Below are 18,295 nucleotides of genomic sequence, written 5' to 3' on the forward strand. Positions count from 1 at the left end.
TCCTCCACTAAAGCCACAAAAAAGGGACCCTCAAATGAGGATCCCTTTATGATCGAAAACTATGGGACAGCAGTGGGGTTCCAGTTCCTTTATATCCATGAAAACCTCTTGGGGTTAGCTGAACAGGTTGATGGGGACTTTCAGGTAAACCTGCCCGTTGTCTTCAGCCGGTGGCATTTCGCCGGCACGCATGTTGACCTGAACTGACGGCAGAATCAGTGCCGGCATTTTCAAAGTAGCATCACGCTCGGTCCGCATGCGGACAAATTCGTCTTCCGAAATGCCCTCGTGCACATGCACGTTGTGTTTACGTTGCTCAGCCACGGTGGTTTCGTGGCAGTACGTGTCCCGGCCGGGGGCCTTGTAGTCGTGGCAGAGGAAAATGCGTGTTTCACCGGGCAGGCTGAGCACCTTTTGGATCGAGCGGTACAGCGTGCGTGCATCGCCACCGGGGAAGTCGCAGCGGGCGGTGCCATAGTCCGGCATGAACAGGGTATCGCCCACAAAGGCCGCATCGCCGATGACGTAAGTCAGGCAGGCCGGGGTGTGTCCGGGCGTGTGCAGCACACGTGCTGTCAGGTTGCCGATGGAGAAGGTGTCACCTTCCTTGAACAGCCGGTCGAACTGGCTGCCGTCACGGGCAAACTCGGTGCCGGCATTGAAGGCCTTGCCGAAGGTGTCCTGCACCACGGTGATCTGATCACCAATCCCGGTTTGTCCGCCCTGTGCCTCGTGCAGGTAGGGGGCCGCTGACAGGTGGTCGGCATGAACATGGGTTTCCAGAATCCATTCCACACTGAGTGCCTGTTCGCGTACGTAGGCGATGATCGCGTCTGCCGAGCGTACGTCGGTACGGCCGCTGGCGTAATCGAAATCCAGCACCGAATCGATGATGGCACAGGCGCTGGATGATGGATCACGCACCACGTAGCTGAAGGTGTTGGTGGGCTCGTCAAAGAAAGCTTTGATCTCGGGCGCCTGTGGCGTGTTGTGAGCGTCACGCATGGTGTCGATCTCTCTCTAAATATTAGTTTCGACTAATATTAAATGAATCCGGTAGCCGCTGTCTGCCACTCGCTGCTTGAATCTGTCTATCAAGACGATAGACAAGGCGGCAGGGTGATGGTTACCAGAGTCGAAAAAATAACCTGTGCCGATCGGTTGGCAGGCTGATAACATGAACGTCCAAGGTCTGCTTTAATCCTCAGAGGTGCTGGGCCTTCCTCACTCCAAAGAAGCCGTTGTATGGATAGTCTTGCGGAGATAACTGCATTTAACCGGGTGTACCTGGCCGCTTTTTTCACCTTTGTCGCTGCCTTTTACACCGTGCGAATTATCTACATGAAAAAGGTGCTGAAGCGGGAGCTGGTATTCCCGGGCGCACCTTTCTGTTCCACCTGGTGGAACCATATGATGTTCCGGTTTTTCCGTGCCCTGATATGGATGGTCTGCCTGTTGCGTGCCTTTTTCCCTTCGCTGGACAGCGGTCTGGGGCTGATTGCACCGCTGCAACATCCTCTGGTGATACTGACTGGAGATGTGCTGCTGACACTGGGGTTTGCCTTTACCATCGGGGTGCACTTTGTGCTGGGGGCTGGCTGGCGCTCTGGTGTCGATCCTGCCGGGCCAGTACAGCTTAAAACAACCGGTATTTACGGGCGCTCTCGTCACCCCATGTTCATGGGCGTTGCCGTTGCCCAGCTGGGCTTTTTTCTGGCGCTTCCCTCGGTATTTACGCTGGTCTGCCTCGGTATCGGCTGGGTGATGCTGTATCGGCAGGCGCTTTCCGAAGAGCAGTATTTGATGCAACGCTTTCCTGACGTATATGGCCGCTATGCTGCACAGGTGCCTCGATGGCTGTAAGCTGAGCCTGAATATCCCTTGATAAGGGGCCTCCCGCCCCTGACGTTGTATGGAGCTGACAAGCATGCGTGAACTGAAGGACTTTCCACTGCAGGCCTATGACAAGCTGCGCTACGGAGACACGGATCGCCAGGGCCATGTGAATAACTCGGTTTTTTCCACATTTCTTGAAACCGGCCGTGTGGAGATGCTCTACACCAAGGGGGAGTCGCTGGTGCCTGAGGGTGCCACCTTTGTCCTGGCCAAGCTGGAGGTGCAGCTGATCGGGGAGATTCTCTGGCCCGGCCAGGTGGATATCGGTTCGGGTGTGCTGAATATCGGGAACAGCTCGATTACCTTGTATCAGCAGCTGTTCCAGAACGGCACCTGTGTGGCCAAAGCCGAGACCGTGATCGTGCAGATGAACGAAGCCACCCGGAAGTCCCAGCCGCTGTCGCCGGATGTGAAGAAAACCCTGGAACAGTATCTGATCTCTGTCTGATTGATCGTCCCGCGAGCCCCCTGTCTGTGTGACTGCTATGCTTGAAGGCAGCGTTCTGCAGAAGGGGGCAGGTGATGGAGCTCGTGCCACAGATTCGCAACGCTGTCCGTGCACTGATTGTGCAGGACGGTCAGGTGTTGCTGTTGAAAAAGGACGGCTATGCCTCGGGGGGCATTCGGTATGCGCTGCCCGGAGGCGGCCAAGAGGCCGGTTAGGCACTGACCGACACCCTGCAGCGTGAGTGTCTTGAGGAGATCGACACCCGGGTCGAGATCAGGGACATGATTGCGGTAGCGGACTTTCTCAAGCAGCGCAGCACTGTTCCGGAGATGCGCCGTCACGTAATGGAATTTCTTTTCCTCTGTCACTTGCCGGCGCATTACCACCCCCATAACGGGCCTCATCCGGACAAGCACCAGGTGGATGTGGTGTGGATGCCGATGGAACAGATGGATCAGATTCGGCTCTTCCCTCAATACCTCTCGCGCTGTATTCCCGCCTATCAGGATCCGAACCGGCCCGTCTATCTGGGCATCCACCGGGATGAGGGGTTCTAGTGTCGGCTGTGCCGGCAGACTCCTCTGTTAAACCTTTTCCCCGGCATGCAAATCTGCAGATATCAACTAGGGTGACTGTAAAGTTGCAAGCAGGAGGTTGATTTTGCATTCATTCATGGCGATGTGGCATGAAGCAGCTCTGACAAGTGTCGGTTTTTTCTGGATGGCCCTGTGGGCGTTTATTCTGGGGTACATCATCAGCAGCCTGATTCAGGTGCTGGTCACCCGGCAGCGGATGCAACAGGCGATGGGCAAGGAAGGCCCCAAAAGCATGTTGCTGGGGACCTTTTTCGGTTTTATATCAAGTTCGTGCAGCTTTTCCGCGTTGTCGACGACCCGTGCGATCTTTAACAAGGGGGCCGGATTGGCGCCATCGCTCGCCTTCATGCTGGCCTCAACCAATCTGGTGATAGAGCTGGGCATGGTGATTGCCATCTTTCTGGGGTGGCAGTTTGTGCTGGGTGAGTATGTAGGCGGTCTGCTGTTGATACTGACCACCTGGTTGCTGATTCGCATCACACGTCCCAAGCGGCTGGAAGCCCGTGCCCGCAGGAAAATGGAAGATACGGAAGAAGAGGAAGTCGCACACTGGAAGGACACGCTCACCAGTCTGGAAGGGTGGCAGAAAATCGGACAGACCTATGTCATGGAATGGCAGATGGTGTGGAAGGATGTGCTGATCGGTTTTACCGTGGCGGGCATTATCTCGGCGATGGTGCCGGACAGCTTCTTTCAGGCGCTGTTCCTTGGGTCTGGCGCCGAAAACTCGGCCAACCCCGGCTTCTGGCAGGTATTGGCGCAGACGCTGGTCGGGCCGATTGCCGCATTTTCGACCTTTATCGGCTCCATGGGCAACATTCCTCTGGCGGCTGTCCTGTTCAGTCAGGGCGTTACCTTTGCAGGGGTCATGGCGTTTATCTTCTCTGATCTGGTGGTGTTTCCGGTGCTGCGGATCAATGCCGGCTACTACGGCTGGAAGATGGCACTGTATATCCTGGCCCTGATGCTGGTCGCCATTGTGTGCTCCGCGCTGGTGATGCACTACAGTCTGGCCTGGCTGGGTATGCTGCCGGACTTTTCCAGTGTGACCGCACCGAGCGAGCGTGAGTTCTTCAAGGTGAACTACCAGTTGTGGCTGAATGCGCTGCTGGTCAGCGTCAACGTCGTACTGTTCTGGCTCTGGCACACCGCTGATGCCAGTGGCGTGCATGAACACCATCACCACCATCACGGCGGAGCCTCCCTGACTGAGAAGGTGTTGAAAGGCCTGGTCGGTGCTGCCGGTCTGTGGCTGTTGGGTGGTCTGCTGATCCCTCTGGCCGTCGGTTAAACAGCGGCCTTGAAATACTGCCCCGGCGATGTGCCCAGTGTCTTGCGGAACATGGCCACGAAAGCGCTGGGGCTGCGGTAGCCCAGCGCAAGAGCAACTTCCGTGACTGCGGCTCCGCGCCCAAGACGCTCCACGGCTTCATGCAGCACGAGCTGACGTCGCCACTGCTGGAACGTCATGCCGGTTTCCCTGATGAACAGTCGGCGCAGTGTGCGGTCACTGGCACCTACTTGCGCGGCCCAGTAGGTGAGGCTGTGTTCCGCCTCAGGCTGGTCAATCATTGCCTGCATGACACGCTGCAAGCGGCGGTCGCTGGTGAATGGCAGGTAGAGTCCTGAGGGCTGCAGAGCCTGCAACTCATCCAGAATCACGGCACAGATACGGCTGGCCGGGCTGTCGGGCGCATATTCTTCGCCAAAATCGGCCACGCGCAGAATCAGCTCGCGCAGCAGCGGGGATACTTCGACCACGCTGCATTCGTTGGGCAGCCGCGCCAGACAGGATGGGTCGACAAACAGGTGTCGGATTTCCGAGGTCACGGCCGGGCTGACGGAGTGGAGGATACCGCCGGGTATCCAGACCGCCTGAGAAGGCGGGATGAGCCAGCTGCCGTTGTCCGTCTGTACCTTGATGACTCCCTGAGAGGCATAAGCCAGTTGCCCCCTCGGGTGGCTGTGAAAATCAAACTCGAAGTTTGTCTGGATGCGGTTGTGCATGCCCAGAATGGGGCGTGCCGGGTCCAGGATAAAGCCCCGTCTGGAGCGGCAGTGCTGGCGCGGTGCAATGAAGCGGGTTGTCATGATGTCCGTTTATCGATATCGATTGGCATTCTGTCGACTTAAACCCTAGCGCTACTGAGGCAGAATAGCGAGATGCATCTGTTGAGGGGTTGGATATGGTCTGGGGTTTAAAACGCTCACAGTGGGTCGCGGTACTGCTGATACCGCTACTGTCGGCCCTGTTGCTGCTGACACCGGCGGCGGATCTGTTTACGGATACACAGCGCCTGTCGGCGCTGCTGATTATGGCGGGCATGGTGCTCTTTGCCACCAGTGCCCTGCCGGAGTTTGTCAGCGCTCTGGTGGTGCTGGTGCTGGCGATGCTGCTGTCACTGGCGCCGGCCGAGGTGGTGTTTTCCGGCCTGACCTCAACGGCTTGCTGGTTGATCGTATCGGGGCTGGTGATCGGCATCGCCATCTCGGAAACGGGCCTGGCACAGCGTGTTTCAACCCGCTTTACCCGTTATCTGGAAAGCAGCTATGCGCGTCTGATCACCGGGATCGTGCTGATGGGCGTCCTGCTGGGGTTCGTCATGCCCTCATCGGTGGGGCGAGTCATGCTGTTCATTCCCATCGCGCTGGCCATTGCCGAAAACTGCGGTTTTGCACAGGGCAGCAAAGGTCAGCAAGGGGTTGTGCTGGCGGCGGCCTTTGGCTGCCATCTGCCGACCTTTGCCATTCTGCCGGCCAATATCCCCAATATGATCATGATCGGCTCCGCGGAGAACATTCATGGCTGGACGCCGCTGTTTGCCGAGTATCTGCTGCTGCACTTTCCGGTGCTGGGGGCACTCAAGGCGGCACTGCTGATCATGGTCATTCTCAAACTCTATCCGGATACCCCGGTGCGTCAGGCACCTCTGCACAGCAACGGTGGCTTCAGCGGGCGTGAGTTGCGTCTGCTGGTGATCATGCTGGGCACACTCGGGTTCTGGCTGACCGATTCGATTCACCATACCTCGGCGGCCTGGATCGGACTGGCGGCGGCGACCCTGTTGCTGCTGCCGGGAGTGGGCATGGTGTCGGCCCGGAGTTTCAACGACAAGGTGAATGTCAGTTCGATTCTGGTGGTGGCGGGCCTGCTGGGGATTGCCAGTCTGATCAATTACAGCCAGATCAGTCAGGTGGTGGGGAGCCGCGTACTGGACTGGCTGCCATTGGCGCCGGGGCAGGATGCAATCAACTTCTTTGCCCTGTCACTGGCCGCGGTTGCGACCGGTGTGGTGGCCACCCTGGCCGGGGTCCCGGCCACGCTAACCCCGCTGGCAGAGCAGATCAGTCAGATGACCGGGTTCAGTCTGGAAGCGGTACTGATGACGCAGGTGTTCGGGTTTTCCACGGTGGTGTTCACCTACCAGTCTGTTCCTCTGATGATGGCCATGCCGCTGGCAGGCGTGCCCATTGCCCATGCCGGGCGCTTGTGCCTGATTCTGGCGGCACTGACGGTGCTCATTCTGCTGCCGCTGGACTACCTCTGGTGGCAGCTGCTGGGGTGGATCTGATGCGGCTACAGCTCATTCAGCAGCTCCAGCGTGTGGTGGAGCCTGGCGTGGGCGCTGTCCATTTCAAGCAGCGATTGCAGCAGGGCCGGATCAAAACGGATCACGCCGAACAGGGCAAAGCTGAATGCGGCGTCGGAGCGGTTCACCCACTCGGGGGCGGTGCTGAGTTGCTCGAGTGCCTGCCGGGCTGCCGGGTCAGGATGTGACAGAGCCTGCAGTCGATGAATCACCTTGTCACGCAGCACAGTACTCTCGGCGTCTTCTTCGGGCGTCTGTTTCCGGTCCGGAAACGGGGTGCAGGCGTATTTCTGCCAGGGCAGCAGTTGCAGCTCCTGCTCTCGGCGGTAGCGTTGTTCAATATGCACATTGAGCAGCATGCGGCCATCGTCCAGCGTTTCGATCAACTCGCAGGGGCCTGCACTGAACACGTCATAGGGGCGGTAGGTCGCCTGATTGGAGCTGAGTGCTTCCTCCAGTGAACTGACCGCCTTGCCGGGGCTCAGCTCTTTCTGGGTGTGGCAGATCGCAACCGGGGTTTCCGTGTCCAGGCAGTATTGAATCATCTCCCGATAGCGGGGCTCGAATACGTGCAGTGGAAATACCGTGCCGGGAAAGGTTACACAGCCCGGAATCGGGAAAATACAGATCTCGGTCACCTTGCCGCTTCCTCTTGTTCTACCCAACAGACGCAATATGTACGCGTTTGCTGCCTGAACCGTTCATGCCGGTTTGAAACAGCGTTTCAGCATAGCTGATCGGCCATCTCCGTGAGGTTGTGTCGTCCAGCAGGAAAAGCGCGATCCCGACGATCAAATTGACGTATCTGGAAGTCATTGGCGCCGAAATGGTGCAAAAGATGGCACAAGTGCACCCATACGGAGCAGTGTGCCAGATCAAAGGCATGCGAGCTTTGTTGTTTTTTTACAAATTTTCTTTCATTTGAGTTGGTTATTGCAGACAAACGTTGCTATAGATTAAGTCCGGAATATGAGGAACTTGTGGCACGGCCCTTGCTAATTCCAATAAGAATAAACTGAGTGTCTCAATGAGAGGACAAGCTCCATGCATAAAAAGAAAATCCTGGCGTTCACTACCCTGGCAGCAACACTGGTAACCGGTGCAGCAAGTGTTCAGGCCGCAACTCTGGATGATGTTAAAGCACGCGGAACTCTTTCCTGTGGGGTCAGTACTGGCCTGGCAGGCTTCTCTGAAAAAGATGCCAATGGTAACTGGAGCGGCCTGGACGTGGATGTCTGCCGTGCAGTTGCAGCCGCTGTTCTGGGTGATGCAGATGCGGTTCAGTACAAGCCGCTGACCGCCAAGGAGCGTTTTACGGCGCTGGTGTCCGGCGAGATCGACATGCTGTCGCGTAACACCACCTGGACCCACACCCGTGATACTTCACTGGGCATCAACTTTGCCGGCACCAACTACTATGACGGTGCCAGCTTCATGGTCATGAAAAACCTGGGTGTGAAGAGTGCAACCGAGCTGGACGGCGCCAACGCCTGTATCCAGGCGGGTACGTCTACCGAACTGGCGATTGCTGACTACTTCCGCCAACACGGCATGTCCTACAAGGCGGTTACATTTGATACGTCTGACCAGACCCGTCAGGGCTTTGAATCCGGTCGCTGTGACTTCCTGACCTCCGACGGTTCTCAGCTGGCGGCACTCCGTGTGGGCCTGTCCAACCCGTCCGATGCCATGATCCTGCCGGAAGTAATCTCCAAGGAGCCGTTGGGACCGGTGGTGCGTCAGGGGGATGACCAGTGGTTCAACATCGTGAAGTGGTCGCTGAATGCGATGATCGAGGCAGAAGAGCAGGGCGTGACCTCTGCCAATGCGGATGACAAGCGTGAAAACGGCAACCCGGCCAACAAGCGTCTGCTGGGCACCGAAGGTGAGCTGGGCACCAATCTGGGCCTGAACGCTGACTGGGCGTATAACATCGTCAAACAGGTCGGTAACTACGGTGAATCCTTCGAGCGCAACGTGGGCATGGATTCCCCGCTTGAACTGGAACGTGGCCTGAATGCCAGCTGGAAGGATGGTGGTCTGATGTACGCGCAGCCCATGCGCTGATCGACTGCTATCGTTAGGGGGCGCAAGCCCCCTTCTGCTGTTGCAACTAACTTCAGGGCATTTCAATGCTGAAGCAAAAGACGCTTGAACAGACGAAGGCTGCTGCTCGGAGAAATAAGGGTGGCCGCTCTGCTGCCTTTTACAACAACCCCGAAATACGCGCTCTTGGCTATCAGCTCCTGCTGGTGTTGGGGCTGGGCTACTTCTTCTATTCCGTCATCAGTAACGTGCTGGCCAACATGGAAGCCACCGGTATCAAGACCGGTTTCGGTTTCCTGACCGCATCGGCCGGCTACGACGTACTGATGTCACTGATCCCGTTTGAAGCAACGGACACCTATGGCCGCATCTTTATCGTCGGCTTCCTGAATACGATTCTGGTGTCGGTGATCGGGATTTTCTTTGCGACCGTGCTGGGCTTTATTTTTGGCGTGGCGCATTTCTCGCATAACTGGCTGATCCGCAAGGTCGCCGTTCTCTATGTCGAAATTTTTCGTAATATCCCGCTGCTGCTACAGGTCTTTTTCTGGTATTTCGCCGTGCTGGCAACCCTGCCGAGTGCACGTCAGAGCCTGAGCCTGGGGGAAGCGATTTTCCTCAATGTGCGTGGCCTTTATGTGCCCAAAATGGTGGGCAGCGACCTGTTCTGGGTGGCGGAGGTCGCACTTGCGGTAGCGATAGCGGGTATTTTTGTGCTGCGCCGCTGGGCCAAAAGACGTCAGGCACTGACCGGTCAGATCTTCCCGGTGTTCTATACCTCCATCGCGATGGTGATCGGACTGCCGGTCGCTGCGTTGCTGCTGACCGGACTGCCGTTTACGGTTGAATACCCGGAACTGAGAGGGTTCAACTACTTCGGTGGTATCACGATCATCCCCGAGCTGATGGCGCTGGCGATTGCGCTTTCGGTCTATACCGGCTCCTTTATTGCCGAAGCCGTGCGCGCAGGCGTGCAGTCGATTCCGCAGGGCCAGACCGAGGCCGCGCGAAGCCTGGGTTTGAGCGAGAAGCGGATCATGTCGCTGATCATCGTGCCTCAGGCGATGCGTGTGATCGTGCCGCTGCTCAACTCCGAGTACCAGAGTCTGGTGAAGAACTCGACCCTGGCTGCTGCCATCGGCTATCCGGATCTGTTCAACGTGTTCGTGGGTACGGCACTGAACCAGACCGGTCAGGCGATCGAGACGATTTTCATGACCATCGTCGTATACTTCATCGTGAACATGGTCATCTCTTTCCTGATGAACCGTCTCAACAACGCTGTTGCACTGGTCAGCCGATAGGATTATGTCCATGAGAGAGTTTCAGCCTGTACCTGCTCGCCCGGCACCGGTCAAAACAGTGGGGCCTGTCGCCTGGGCACGAGCAAATCTGTTTTCATCCATTCCCAACAGCATGATGACCCTGTTTGTCATGGCGCTGTTTGTGTATTTCATTCCACCCATCGTGGATTGGGCATTCCTGTCCGCCAACTGGACAGGCACCACGGAAGATGCCTGTGTGCGTGACGGGGCCTGCTGGGTCTTCGTGAAAGCCTGGTCCTATCAGTTCTTTTACGGCACCTATCCTGAAGAGGAGGTCTGGCGCATCAATCTGATGCTGGGCTTGCTGGTGCTGGTGATTGCGGCTTCGTTCACCCTGCCCAAGCATATTCGCCTCAAGGCATCGGTAGCCGCCTGGCTGCTGCTGCCACTGGTGGGCATTGCCGTGCTGGACGGACGTCTGCTGGGGCTGAATCAGGTTACAACCGACCTCTGGGGTGGCTTTACACTGAACGTGTTCATGGCCGCTGCCAGTATCATCGTGGCGTTTCCGTTCAGCTTCCTCTGGGCCCTGGGACGTCGTTCCGAAATGCCTTTCATCCGCTCGGTGTCGATCATCTTCATCGAGTTTTTCCGTGGTGTGCCGGTACTGTCCCTGTTCTTCATGGGCTCGGTCATGCTGCCGCTGTTCTTTGCCGAAGGCACCAACGTGGACAAGCTGATCCGTGTATGGATCGTGCTGATCTTCTTCATGTCCGGCTACATGGCGGAGGTGTTCCGTGGCGGTTTCCAGGCCGTGCCCAGCGGCCAGTATGAGGCAGCGGACTCCATTGGTCTGAGCTACTGGCAGAAGATACTGCTGATTATCCTTCCGCAGGTGATCAAGGTGTCCATGCCGAACATCCTGGCGACCTTTGTCATGCTGTTCAAAAACACCACCTTCCTGTTGATCATCGGCATACCCGAGGTGGTACAAACCCTGCAGACAGCCCTGTCCAACTCCTACTGGCTGGGTGGCCATGCGCTGGAAGGGTATCTGTTTGTTTTCCTTGTGTTCTGGTCAAGCTGTTTCAGCATGTCTCTGCTCGCCCGCAGGATCGAGCGCCAGATGAATACCGATAAAAGGGGTTAACCATGAGCGCCGTTAAATCGTCTTCCGGTGCTGAAGACATCATCGTTATCGAGAATCTGAACAAGTGGTATGGCAACTTTCACGTCCTGCGTGATATCAACCTGCGGGTAAAGAAAGGTGAGCGTATCGTTATCTGTGGGCCTTCGGGGTCGGGCAAGTCCACCACGATTCGGTGCATCAACCGGCTGGAGGAGTTCCAGGAAGGTTCTCTGGTTGTGGACGGCGTTGAGATGATCAACGACGTGAAGAACATCGAAACCATCCGCAAGGACGTGGGCATGGTGTTCCAGCACTTCAATCTGTTTCCGCACCTGACCATTCTGGAAAACCTGACGCTGGGCCCGATCTGGGTGCAGAAAAAGCCCAAGGCAGAAGCGGAAGCCACCGCCATGCAATATCTGGAGCGCGTGAAGATTCCGGATCAGGCGGACAAGTATCCGGGGCAGCTCTCCGGTGGTCAGCAGCAGCGTGTGGCGATCGCCCGCTCGCTCTGCATGAACCCCAATATCATGCTGTTTGACGAGCCCACCTCTGCCCTTGACCCGGAAATGATCAAGGAAGTGCTGGATGTCATGGTTGAACTGGCACAGGAAGGCATGACCATGCTCTGCGTGACGCACGAGATGGGGTTTGCCAAGAAGGTGGCTGACCGTGTGATCTTCATGGATGCGGGACAGATTGTGGAGGAGAACGAGCCCAACGAGTTCTTCAATAATCCGCAGAACGAACGCACCAAGCTGTTCCTGAGTCAGATCCTGAACCACTGAATCCACCCGCCACTTTGCCAGGGGTATCTCCGAGCCATCGGCTCGGGCATGCCCTTGGCTTCATTCCGGGATGCTGTCAGGATAGCGACTTTCGTAACCTGATGGAGTGACACCTTGTCCCGACTCTACATCTACGACCATTGCCCTTTCTGTATTCGTACGCTGCTGGTCGCGCATTATCGACAGGTCGCCGATCTGGAGCAGATTGTGCTGCTCAATGATGATGAGGACAGCTGTCAGCAACTGATCGGCAAGAAAATGGTGCCGATTTTCGAGCATCAGGGCATTGCGATCAGTGAAAGCATGGACATTGCCAAGCTGCTGGACGAGCTGGGTGAGGGGGCCAAGGCACTGAGGCCGCTGCAGCTCAACGAAGCCATTCAGCCCCTGTTGCAGCCGATACAGCTGCATTGTCAGGCATTATCCTATCCGCGTGTTATCCACATGGGGTTACGTACCTTTGCGACGGAATCGGCTCGTGCCTACTACCAGCGCAACAAGGAAGCGATACTGGGCATGAGCTTTGCCGAGGCGCTGGCCGGCACTGCCGAACATCAGGCCAAAGTGGAACAGGTGCTGGCCGACCTGCCGCCCCTGAGCCTGCCTTCGGAACAGGGCAACACTCTGAGCTGGAACGATGTGATGAACTTTCCCCCGCTGCAGTATCTTACTCTGGTGAAAGGGCTGGCGTTCCCCGAGCGGCTGAAGCAGTGGCTGCATGAGGTGTCCGAGCTGGGTGGTGTCGAGCTTTACTTTGATCGCGAGATTTAAGGAGGCAAGGGTGAGAGTAAAAGCAACGATATTGGCAGGGCTGGTATTGGGCCTGAGCGGTCAGCTGGTGGCGGCAGAGGTGGATGTGGACGCTGCCATTGAGTACCGTCAGGGCGTGTACCGTGCGATGGAGTGGAATCTTTCGGAACTGGCCGCACAGGTGCAGGGCCGCCGCGACTTCGATGCCGCTGATTTCGAGCGCAGGGCCGGCCGTATTGCTTTCCTCAGCGGTATCCTGCTCGAAGGGTTTGCGGATAAGCGCAGTGCACGTGGCAACGAGGTTGATACGCGTGCCTCCTACCGTATCTGGCAGCAGAAGGCGCGTTTTGAGGAGATGATGGGCGAGATGCAGGCGCGCAGCCGGGCGCTGCATGAAGCCGCCCGGCAGGCGGATGCGGTGGATCAGTTGCGCCCGCAACTGGGGCGCCTGGCCCAGAGCTGCAAGGCCTGTCACGACAAATACCGCGACTGATTCGCTCAGTACCCCAGTGTCGGGTCTACCGGATCCGGCACCTGTCCCGCTTCAAGCTGCTCGATGTACTCCACAATCTGATCTGCTGCCGTGGCCACCGGTGTGGGGGCGGCAATGTGTGGGGTGATCAGCACGGCGGGGTGATCCCATAGCGGAGACGTTTCCGGCAGGGGCTCCTGTTCAAACACGTCCAGCAGTGCGCCTCTGAGCTGGCCGCTGTCCAGCGCGTGCAGCACGGCCGAGGGATCCACCACCTCGCCCCGTCCACAGCTGATCAAGCCGGCGCCGGGTGCCAGCAGAGACAGTCTTTGATCATTGATCAGGCCGCGGGTATCCGGTGTGTTGGGCAGCAGGTTGACCAGCAGGCGTACACCGCGGAGGAAGTCAGTCAGTTCATCGGTTCCCTGATGGCTTTCAATGCCGGGCAGCTGCTTGGCGGTTCGACTCCAGCAACGCACCGGAAACCCCATCTGTTGCAGCATTTCGGCAGCCTGTTGGCCCAGTGCTCCCGCGCCAAGAATCCCGACCGGCCAGGCCTCGGGGGGCTCGATATCCTGCGGGCGCCACTGGTGGGCCGGCTGCTGTTGGCGATATTGGTCAAAGTCCCGGGTGAAATGCAGTACGCCGTAGCGGATATAGTCGTTCATCCAGCGGCCCATGCCCGCATCGCGCAGCTTCAGCACGGGCACGTCCCGGGGCAGGTTGGGCAGCTTGAGCAGGCTGTCGACGCCAGCGCCCAGGTTGATGATGCCCTTGAGCTGCTGTTGCTGATCAAATAACGCAGTGGGTGGTTTCCAGACCAGCGCATAGTCCGCCTGAGTCTCCGTACCGGTTTCTTCCGACCAGATCCGAATGTGGGCATGTGGCAAGCGCCTGTGCAGGTGTGTCTGCCATTCGATGGCATCCTGACCCTGTGCGCACAGCAGAATATTCATGACGGTGACTCCTCGTACAAGCGGGAAGGCGACATGCGGTCCGTCGCCGGTTCTGCCCCGACTCTAGCAAACCGGTGCCAAGGCTGCACGGCGGCAGTTCTGCAGGCAAAAAGAAGCCCCGCCAGCAGAACTGGCGGGGCGTGTATCTTCCCGGTGCTGTTGCAGGAGCGTTAGCCGGCCTGTTTGGCCTTCAGCTCCAGACGGCGACGGTGCAACACCGGCTCGGTGTAACCGCTGGGCTGTTCACAGCCCTTGAATACCAGCTCACAGGCGGCCTGGAACGCGATGCTGTCATCGAAGTGCGGTGCCATCGGCTGGTAGGCGGCGTCACCGGCGTTCTGACGGTCAACGACAGCGGCCATGCGCTGCATGGTTTCCATCACCTGCTCTTCAGAGCAGATACCGTGATGCAGCCAGTTGGCGATGTGCTGGCTGGAGATACGCAGCGTCGCACGGTCTTCCATCAGGCCCACATCGTTGATATCCGGTACCTTGGAGCAGCCGACACCCTGATCAACCCAGCGCACCACGTAACCGAGAATGCCCTGAGCGTTGTTATCCAGTTCCTGCTGGATCTCCTCGGCACTCCAGTTCGGGTTCTGCGCCACCGGGATGGTCAGAATGTCGTCCAGGCTGGCGCGTTCGCGGTTCTTCAGCTCCTGCTGACGGGCGAAGACGTCAACCTTGTGGTAGTGCAGCGCGTGCAGGGCAGCGGCGGTCGGAGAGGGGACCCAGGCGGTGTTGGCGCCGGACAGCGGGTGTCCGATTTTCTGCTCCAGCATGTTGGCCATCAGGTCCGGCATCGCCCACATGCCCTTGCCGATCTGGGCGCGGCCGCTCAGGCCACAGGCCAGACCGATATCCACGTTCCAGTCTTCATAGGCCTTGATCCAGGCGGCACCTTTCATGTCACCCTTGCGGATCATCGGTCCCGCTTCCATGGAGGTGTGGATCTCGTCACCGGTGCGGTCGAGGAAGCCGGTGTTGATGAAGACCACACGCTCCTTCGCGGCGCGGATGCACTCTTTCAGGTTGACGGTGGTGCGGCGCTCTTCGTCCATGATGCCCATTTTCATGGTGTAGCGCGGCAGGCCCAGAGCATCTTCGACGCGGCCAAACAGCTCGTTGGCGAAGGCGACTTCTTCCGGGCCGTGCATTTTCGGCTTCACGATATAGGTGGAGCCGGTGGTGGCGTTGCGGAACTGGCCGTTGCCCTGCAGATCGTGCAGCGAGATCAGGGTGGTGACCACGCCGTCCATGATGCCTTCGGGGATCTCGTTCCCTTCGCGGTCAATGATCGCCGGGTTGGTCATCAGGTGGCCTACGTTACGCACGAACATCAGGCTGCGGCCCTTGAGGGTCAGGCTGCCACCGTTCGGTGCGGTGTATTCGCGGTCCGGGTTCATGCTGCGGGTGAAGGTCTGGCCGCCCTTGGCGATCTCTTCGGTCAGGGTGCCCTTCATCAGGCCGAGCCAGTTCTTGTAGGCCAGCACCTTGTCTTCGGCATCCACGGCCGCCACGGAGTCTTCGCAGTCCATGATGGTGGTCAGCGCCGCTTCCATCAGGATGTCCTTGACGCCGGCCGCATCGGATTTGCCGATCTGGCTGTCACGGTCGATCTGAATTTCAAAGTGCAGATCGTTGTGCTTGAGCAGGATGGCGGTGGGGTTGCTGGCGCTGCCGTTGTAGCCGGCCAGTTGAGAACCGTCTTCCAGCGTGGTTTCGCCACCATCGCGCAGGGCCACACAGAGCTGACCGTTCTGAATGCTGTAACCGGCCGAGTCCTTGTGGGATGCGCCCGCCAGAGGGGCGCTTTCATCGAGGAAGTCGCGACCGAAGGCGATGACCTTGGCACCGCGGGCCGGGTTGTAGCTCTTGCCCTTTTCCGCGCCATTGGCTTCGGAGATGGCATCAGTGCCGTACAGCGCGTCATACAGGCTGCCCCAGCGTGCGTTGGCAGCGTTGAGGGCGTAACGGGCGTTCATCACCGGTACCACCAGCTGCGGACCGGCCATGGTGGCCATTTCCGGGTCTACGTTTTCGGTGGTGGCGGTGAAGTCTTCACCTTCAGGCAGCAGGTAACCGATCTCCTGCAGGAAGGATTTGTAGGCATCAAAGTTGAAGGCATCGCCACGGTTGTCCCGGTGCCAGGCATCAATCTGTGCCTGAAGGGCGTCGCGTTTGGCCAGCAGTTCACGGTTACGCGGTGCGAGGTCGTGTACGATGCTGTCGAAGCGGCTCCAGAACTGGTCCACATCGACGCCGGTGCCCGGCAGTGCTTCGTTATTGATGAAATCGTAAAGCTCTTTGGCGACCTGCAGGCCACCGACCTGTACCCGTTGGCTCATCATCTTGCCCCAATTGTCTAATCGTCTGCGACCGGTACTGCAGGGTCCGGTCGACCGTGAAAACTGTCCATTAAAGGATTGTGCATTGCGAAAATAGCGCAAAAAAAAGCGCCTGTCCCGCATTTGCGCCTAAAGTATGAAGAAGTGGTTCGATGGTGGGGATTTAGTGAAAGATAGGGTGTTGTTGACAGTTTTTCGTGAATTTTAGGTTGTTTTTTTACAAGGAAGGGCTGCCGGGAGCAGCCCTTTGCAGGTGCGAAGAGCGAATTGGCTGCTTGTCGTAATTTTAGAACAGCCAGCTGCCCGAGTCGGCCAGCGGCTGACGCTTGTCCAGTGCCTGCAGGCCTTTCACACAGCGTACGATGTACCAGATGAGTACAAACAGCAGGACCAGGTACCCCACCAGAATCATGGAGGTGAGCATGCCGATCAGGGTGTAGAGCACGCCGATCCAGAACGTCCGGATCTGCCAGCGGTAATGATCCCTGAGCCAGGCCGGAGCGTCCCCTTTGTAGATGTAGGCCATCACGACCCCCACGATGCTGGTGATGCCGACAATCAGGCCCACCAGATACAGGATGTAGACAATTTTGGCATTTCCAGGGCTTGCGTCCTCTGCCTGAAGTGGAGCGGGGGTGTCCGACATGGCGTTCTCCTTGAACCGGGTTGGATGTCTGAAATGATCATCAGGCTTTCCCGGCAGGGCGTCAACCACTGGTGTGGGGAGGCCGCCTCAGGCGCTGTCGAAGATCAGTCGTTTCGCGTGCCGGTAAGGTTCTGCCGCTATAGTGATACCAGTCCCCGCACTGAATTCATGGTTTTGTCATCACTTTGTCAAATGGGGCACATGGAGTCGAGGCAGAATCAGAGTCCGTTCCATCCGAGTTCAGGAGTATGACCTTGACCACAACAAGAATAATGCCGTCCGGGCTTCTCTCCGCCCCCACTTTCAGGCCCTGTCACTTGCGAGAAGAGCTGGACGCGTTTGTTCCGGGGGAGCAGACCCTGTGCGGGCCCAATATTCAGGCCTACCTTGATTACTATGCCCTGCATGCCGTGGCTGATCTGGCCGGTTACAGCATCGGGGTTGAGCTGGTAGGGGATACACAGCTGGTGGTGCAGCATTTTCACCGTACTCATAGCCGTGGCACGGTTATTCTGGTGCATGGCTATACCGATCATGCGGCGCTTTACCGTCATCTGGTTCAGCACCTGCTGGAGCAGCGCTGGGATGTGCTGATGTACGACCTGCCCGGCCATGGCCTGTCCGGTGGCCAGCGGCTGGCGATCGACAGCTTTGATACCTATGCGCGTCAGCTGGCCAGTATCCTGCGCCGGCACCAGTCGCGTTTGCAGGCTCCCTGGGTCGGTATTGGGCAGAGTACCGGCAGTGCCATCTGGCTGCAGGCGGAGCTGAATCGGCAGCTGCACCAGTTGCCTGTGGAGGACCGCATCCTGCTGTCCCCGCTGATCCGGCCTCAGCACTTCAACCGAGTGGAACGGACCTATCGCTGGTTTCACTGGTGCCTCAAGCGGGTGCATCGGGAGCCGACGCTTTGCTCCAATGACGCTGACTTCACCCGGTTCCTGCGACACTCGGATCCGCTCAAGGAGCATTTCGTGGATGTGGGGTGGGTCGGAGCCATGCTGGAATGGGTCGAGCGTGTGGAAGCGGCAACGGCGTTGAACCTGTCGGCATTGGTGATGCAGGGCACGGATGACGCGACGCTGGAATGGGCGCACAACCTGGAGGTGCTAGCCCGACTGTTGCCGCAGGCCAGCATTGAGCAGCTGGCTGAGGCACGCCATCAGCTGGTGAATGAAGCCGAGCCCTGGCGGCAAGAGGTCTTTGCGAGGATCAGTGATCGTTTGCGGCCACTGGCGCAGGGGTTGCCGCTGGCGAAGGGCGCATGAACGAAAAAGGGCAGCCTTCAGGCCACTGCTGTCCCATAAATGGCAGCAAATGAGAAAGCCTGAATCCAAGTGAGTAAAATGAGAGTGCGACCAAACA

Annotated in this window: 19 protein-coding genes; 13 read left to right on the forward strand and 6 right to left on the reverse strand. The window is 58.1% G+C overall.

The genetic code is table 11. The features are described 5' to 3' along the window. Positions 1 to 114 precede the first annotated feature (114 nt). Positions 115 to 1,005: an MBL fold metallo-hydrolase gene (locus H9C73_RS15355; protein ID WP_209288785.1), complete on the reverse strand. Its 891-nt coding sequence runs from the start codon at positions 1,003 to 1,005 to the stop codon at positions 115 to 117. Positions 1,006 to 1,245: 240 nt separating this feature from the next. Here H9C73_RS15355 and H9C73_RS15360 point away from each other — a divergent pair, with 240 nt between their 5' ends. The 5 genes from H9C73_RS15360 (at position 1,246) to H9C73_RS15380 (ending at position 4,231) form a co-directional block, all read left to right on the forward strand. Next, positions 1,246 to 1,863: a methyltransferase family protein gene (locus H9C73_RS15360; protein ID WP_209288786.1), complete on the forward strand. Its 618-nt coding sequence runs from the start codon at positions 1,246 to 1,248 to the stop codon at positions 1,861 to 1,863. A gap of 64 nt (positions 1,864 to 1,927) precedes the next feature. After that, the gene (locus H9C73_RS15365) at positions 1,928 to 2,344 is read left to right on the forward strand and encodes an acyl-CoA thioesterase (protein WP_209288787.1); all 417 of its coding nucleotides are present in this window, start codon (positions 1,928 to 1,930) and stop codon (positions 2,342 to 2,344) included. A 74-nt stretch (positions 2,345 to 2,418) separates the two neighbouring features. Further along, positions 2,419 to 2,559 (forward strand): NUDIX hydrolase, encoded by a 141-nt coding sequence (locus H9C73_RS15370; RefSeq protein ID WP_209288788.1) that lies wholly within the window; start codon positions 2,419 to 2,421, stop codon positions 2,557 to 2,559. Positions 2,560 to 2,574: 15 nt separating this feature from the next. Beyond that, positions 2,575 to 2,901 carry an NUDIX domain-containing protein gene (locus H9C73_RS15375; RefSeq protein ID WP_268927284.1) on the forward strand — a complete coding sequence of 109 codons (327 nt, stop codon included), beginning with the start codon at positions 2,575 to 2,577 and terminating at the stop codon, positions 2,899 to 2,901. A 103-nt stretch (positions 2,902 to 3,004) separates the two neighbouring features. Further along, positions 3,005 to 4,231: a permease gene (locus H9C73_RS15380; protein WP_209288789.1), complete on the forward strand. Its 1,227-nt coding sequence runs from the start codon at positions 3,005 to 3,007 to the stop codon at positions 4,229 to 4,231. On the opposite strand, the gene H9C73_RS15385 is transcribed toward H9C73_RS15380, so the two are convergent. Next, positions 4,228 to 5,031: an AraC family transcriptional regulator gene (locus H9C73_RS15385; protein ID WP_209288790.1), complete on the reverse strand. Its 804-nt coding sequence runs from the start codon at positions 5,029 to 5,031 to the stop codon at positions 4,228 to 4,230. The two genes, H9C73_RS15380 and H9C73_RS15385, sit on opposite strands and share 4 nt — an antisense overlap. 95 nt (positions 5,032 to 5,126) lie before the next feature. On the opposite strand from H9C73_RS15385, the gene H9C73_RS15390 reads away from it, so the two are divergent. After that, entirely contained in the window at positions 5,127 to 6,512 is a 1,386-nt protein-coding gene (locus H9C73_RS15390; RefSeq protein ID WP_209288791.1) for an SLC13 family permease, read from the forward strand. A 5-nt stretch (positions 6,513 to 6,517) separates the two neighbouring features. Here H9C73_RS15390 and H9C73_RS15395 read toward each other — a convergent pair whose 3' ends face one another. Next, entirely contained in the window at positions 6,518 to 7,168 is a 651-nt protein-coding gene (locus H9C73_RS15395) for an LON peptidase substrate-binding domain-containing protein (RefSeq protein ID WP_209288792.1), read from the reverse strand. 406 nt (positions 7,169 to 7,574) lie between these two features. Here H9C73_RS15395 and H9C73_RS15400 point away from each other — a divergent pair, with 406 nt between their 5' ends. From H9C73_RS15400 to H9C73_RS15425, 6 genes are all read left to right on the forward strand, one after another. After that, positions 7,575 to 8,597, forward strand: coding sequence for an amino acid ABC transporter substrate-binding protein (locus tag H9C73_RS15400; protein ID WP_209288793.1), 1,023 nt, complete (start codon positions 7,575 to 7,577; stop codon positions 8,595 to 8,597). A gap of 65 nt (positions 8,598 to 8,662) precedes the next feature. Then, positions 8,663 to 9,880: an amino acid ABC transporter permease gene (locus H9C73_RS15405; protein WP_209288794.1), complete on the forward strand. Its 1,218-nt coding sequence runs from the start codon at positions 8,663 to 8,665 to the stop codon at positions 9,878 to 9,880. Positions 9,881 to 9,890: 10 nt separating this feature from the next. Then, positions 9,891 to 10,991: an amino acid ABC transporter permease gene (locus tag H9C73_RS15410; protein WP_209288795.1), complete on the forward strand. Its 1,101-nt coding sequence runs from the start codon at positions 9,891 to 9,893 to the stop codon at positions 10,989 to 10,991. 2 nt (positions 10,992 to 10,993) lie between these two features. Continuing rightward, positions 10,994 to 11,758, forward strand: a complete 765-nt coding sequence (locus H9C73_RS15415) for an amino acid ABC transporter ATP-binding protein (protein WP_236014327.1) — start codon at positions 10,994 to 10,996, stop codon at positions 11,756 to 11,758. A gap of 114 nt (positions 11,759 to 11,872) precedes the next feature. Next, positions 11,873 to 12,529, forward strand: coding sequence for a glutaredoxin 2 (gene grxB, locus H9C73_RS15420; protein ID WP_209288796.1), 657 nt, complete (start codon positions 11,873 to 11,875; stop codon positions 12,527 to 12,529). A 10-nt stretch (positions 12,530 to 12,539) separates the two neighbouring features. Beyond that, on the forward strand, positions 12,540 to 13,001 hold the full coding sequence (locus tag H9C73_RS15425) for a c-type cytochrome (RefSeq protein WP_209288797.1): 462 nt from the start codon (positions 12,540 to 12,542) through the stop codon (positions 12,999 to 13,001). Positions 13,002 to 13,006: 5 nt separating this feature from the next. On the opposite strand, the gene H9C73_RS15430 is transcribed toward H9C73_RS15425, so the two are convergent. From H9C73_RS15430 to H9C73_RS15440, 3 genes are all read right to left on the reverse strand, one after another. Next, positions 13,007 to 13,936, reverse strand: coding sequence for a 2-hydroxyacid dehydrogenase (locus H9C73_RS15430; RefSeq protein WP_209288798.1), 930 nt, complete (start codon positions 13,934 to 13,936; stop codon positions 13,007 to 13,009). Between the two features lie 170 nt (positions 13,937 to 14,106). Further along, positions 14,107 to 16,284: a malate synthase G gene (locus tag H9C73_RS15435; protein ID WP_209288799.1), complete on the reverse strand. Its 2,178-nt coding sequence runs from the start codon at positions 16,282 to 16,284 to the stop codon at positions 14,107 to 14,109. Between the two features lie 286 nt (positions 16,285 to 16,570). After that, positions 16,571 to 16,930: a DUF4870 family protein gene (locus H9C73_RS15440; RefSeq protein WP_209288800.1), complete on the reverse strand. Its 360-nt coding sequence runs from the start codon at positions 16,928 to 16,930 to the stop codon at positions 16,571 to 16,573. Between the two features lie 254 nt (positions 16,931 to 17,184). Here H9C73_RS15440 and H9C73_RS15445 point away from each other — a divergent pair, with 254 nt between their 5' ends. Then, the gene (locus H9C73_RS15445; RefSeq protein WP_209288801.1) at positions 17,185 to 18,198 is read left to right on the forward strand and encodes an alpha/beta hydrolase; all 1,014 of its coding nucleotides are present in this window, start codon (positions 17,185 to 17,187) and stop codon (positions 18,196 to 18,198) included. The last annotated feature ends 97 nt before the right edge of the window (positions 18,199 to 18,295 follow it).

This window comes from Marinobacterium alkalitolerans (assembly GCF_017776525.1).
Lineage (GTDB): Bacteria > Pseudomonadota > Gammaproteobacteria > Pseudomonadales > Balneatricaceae > Marinobacterium > Marinobacterium alkalitolerans.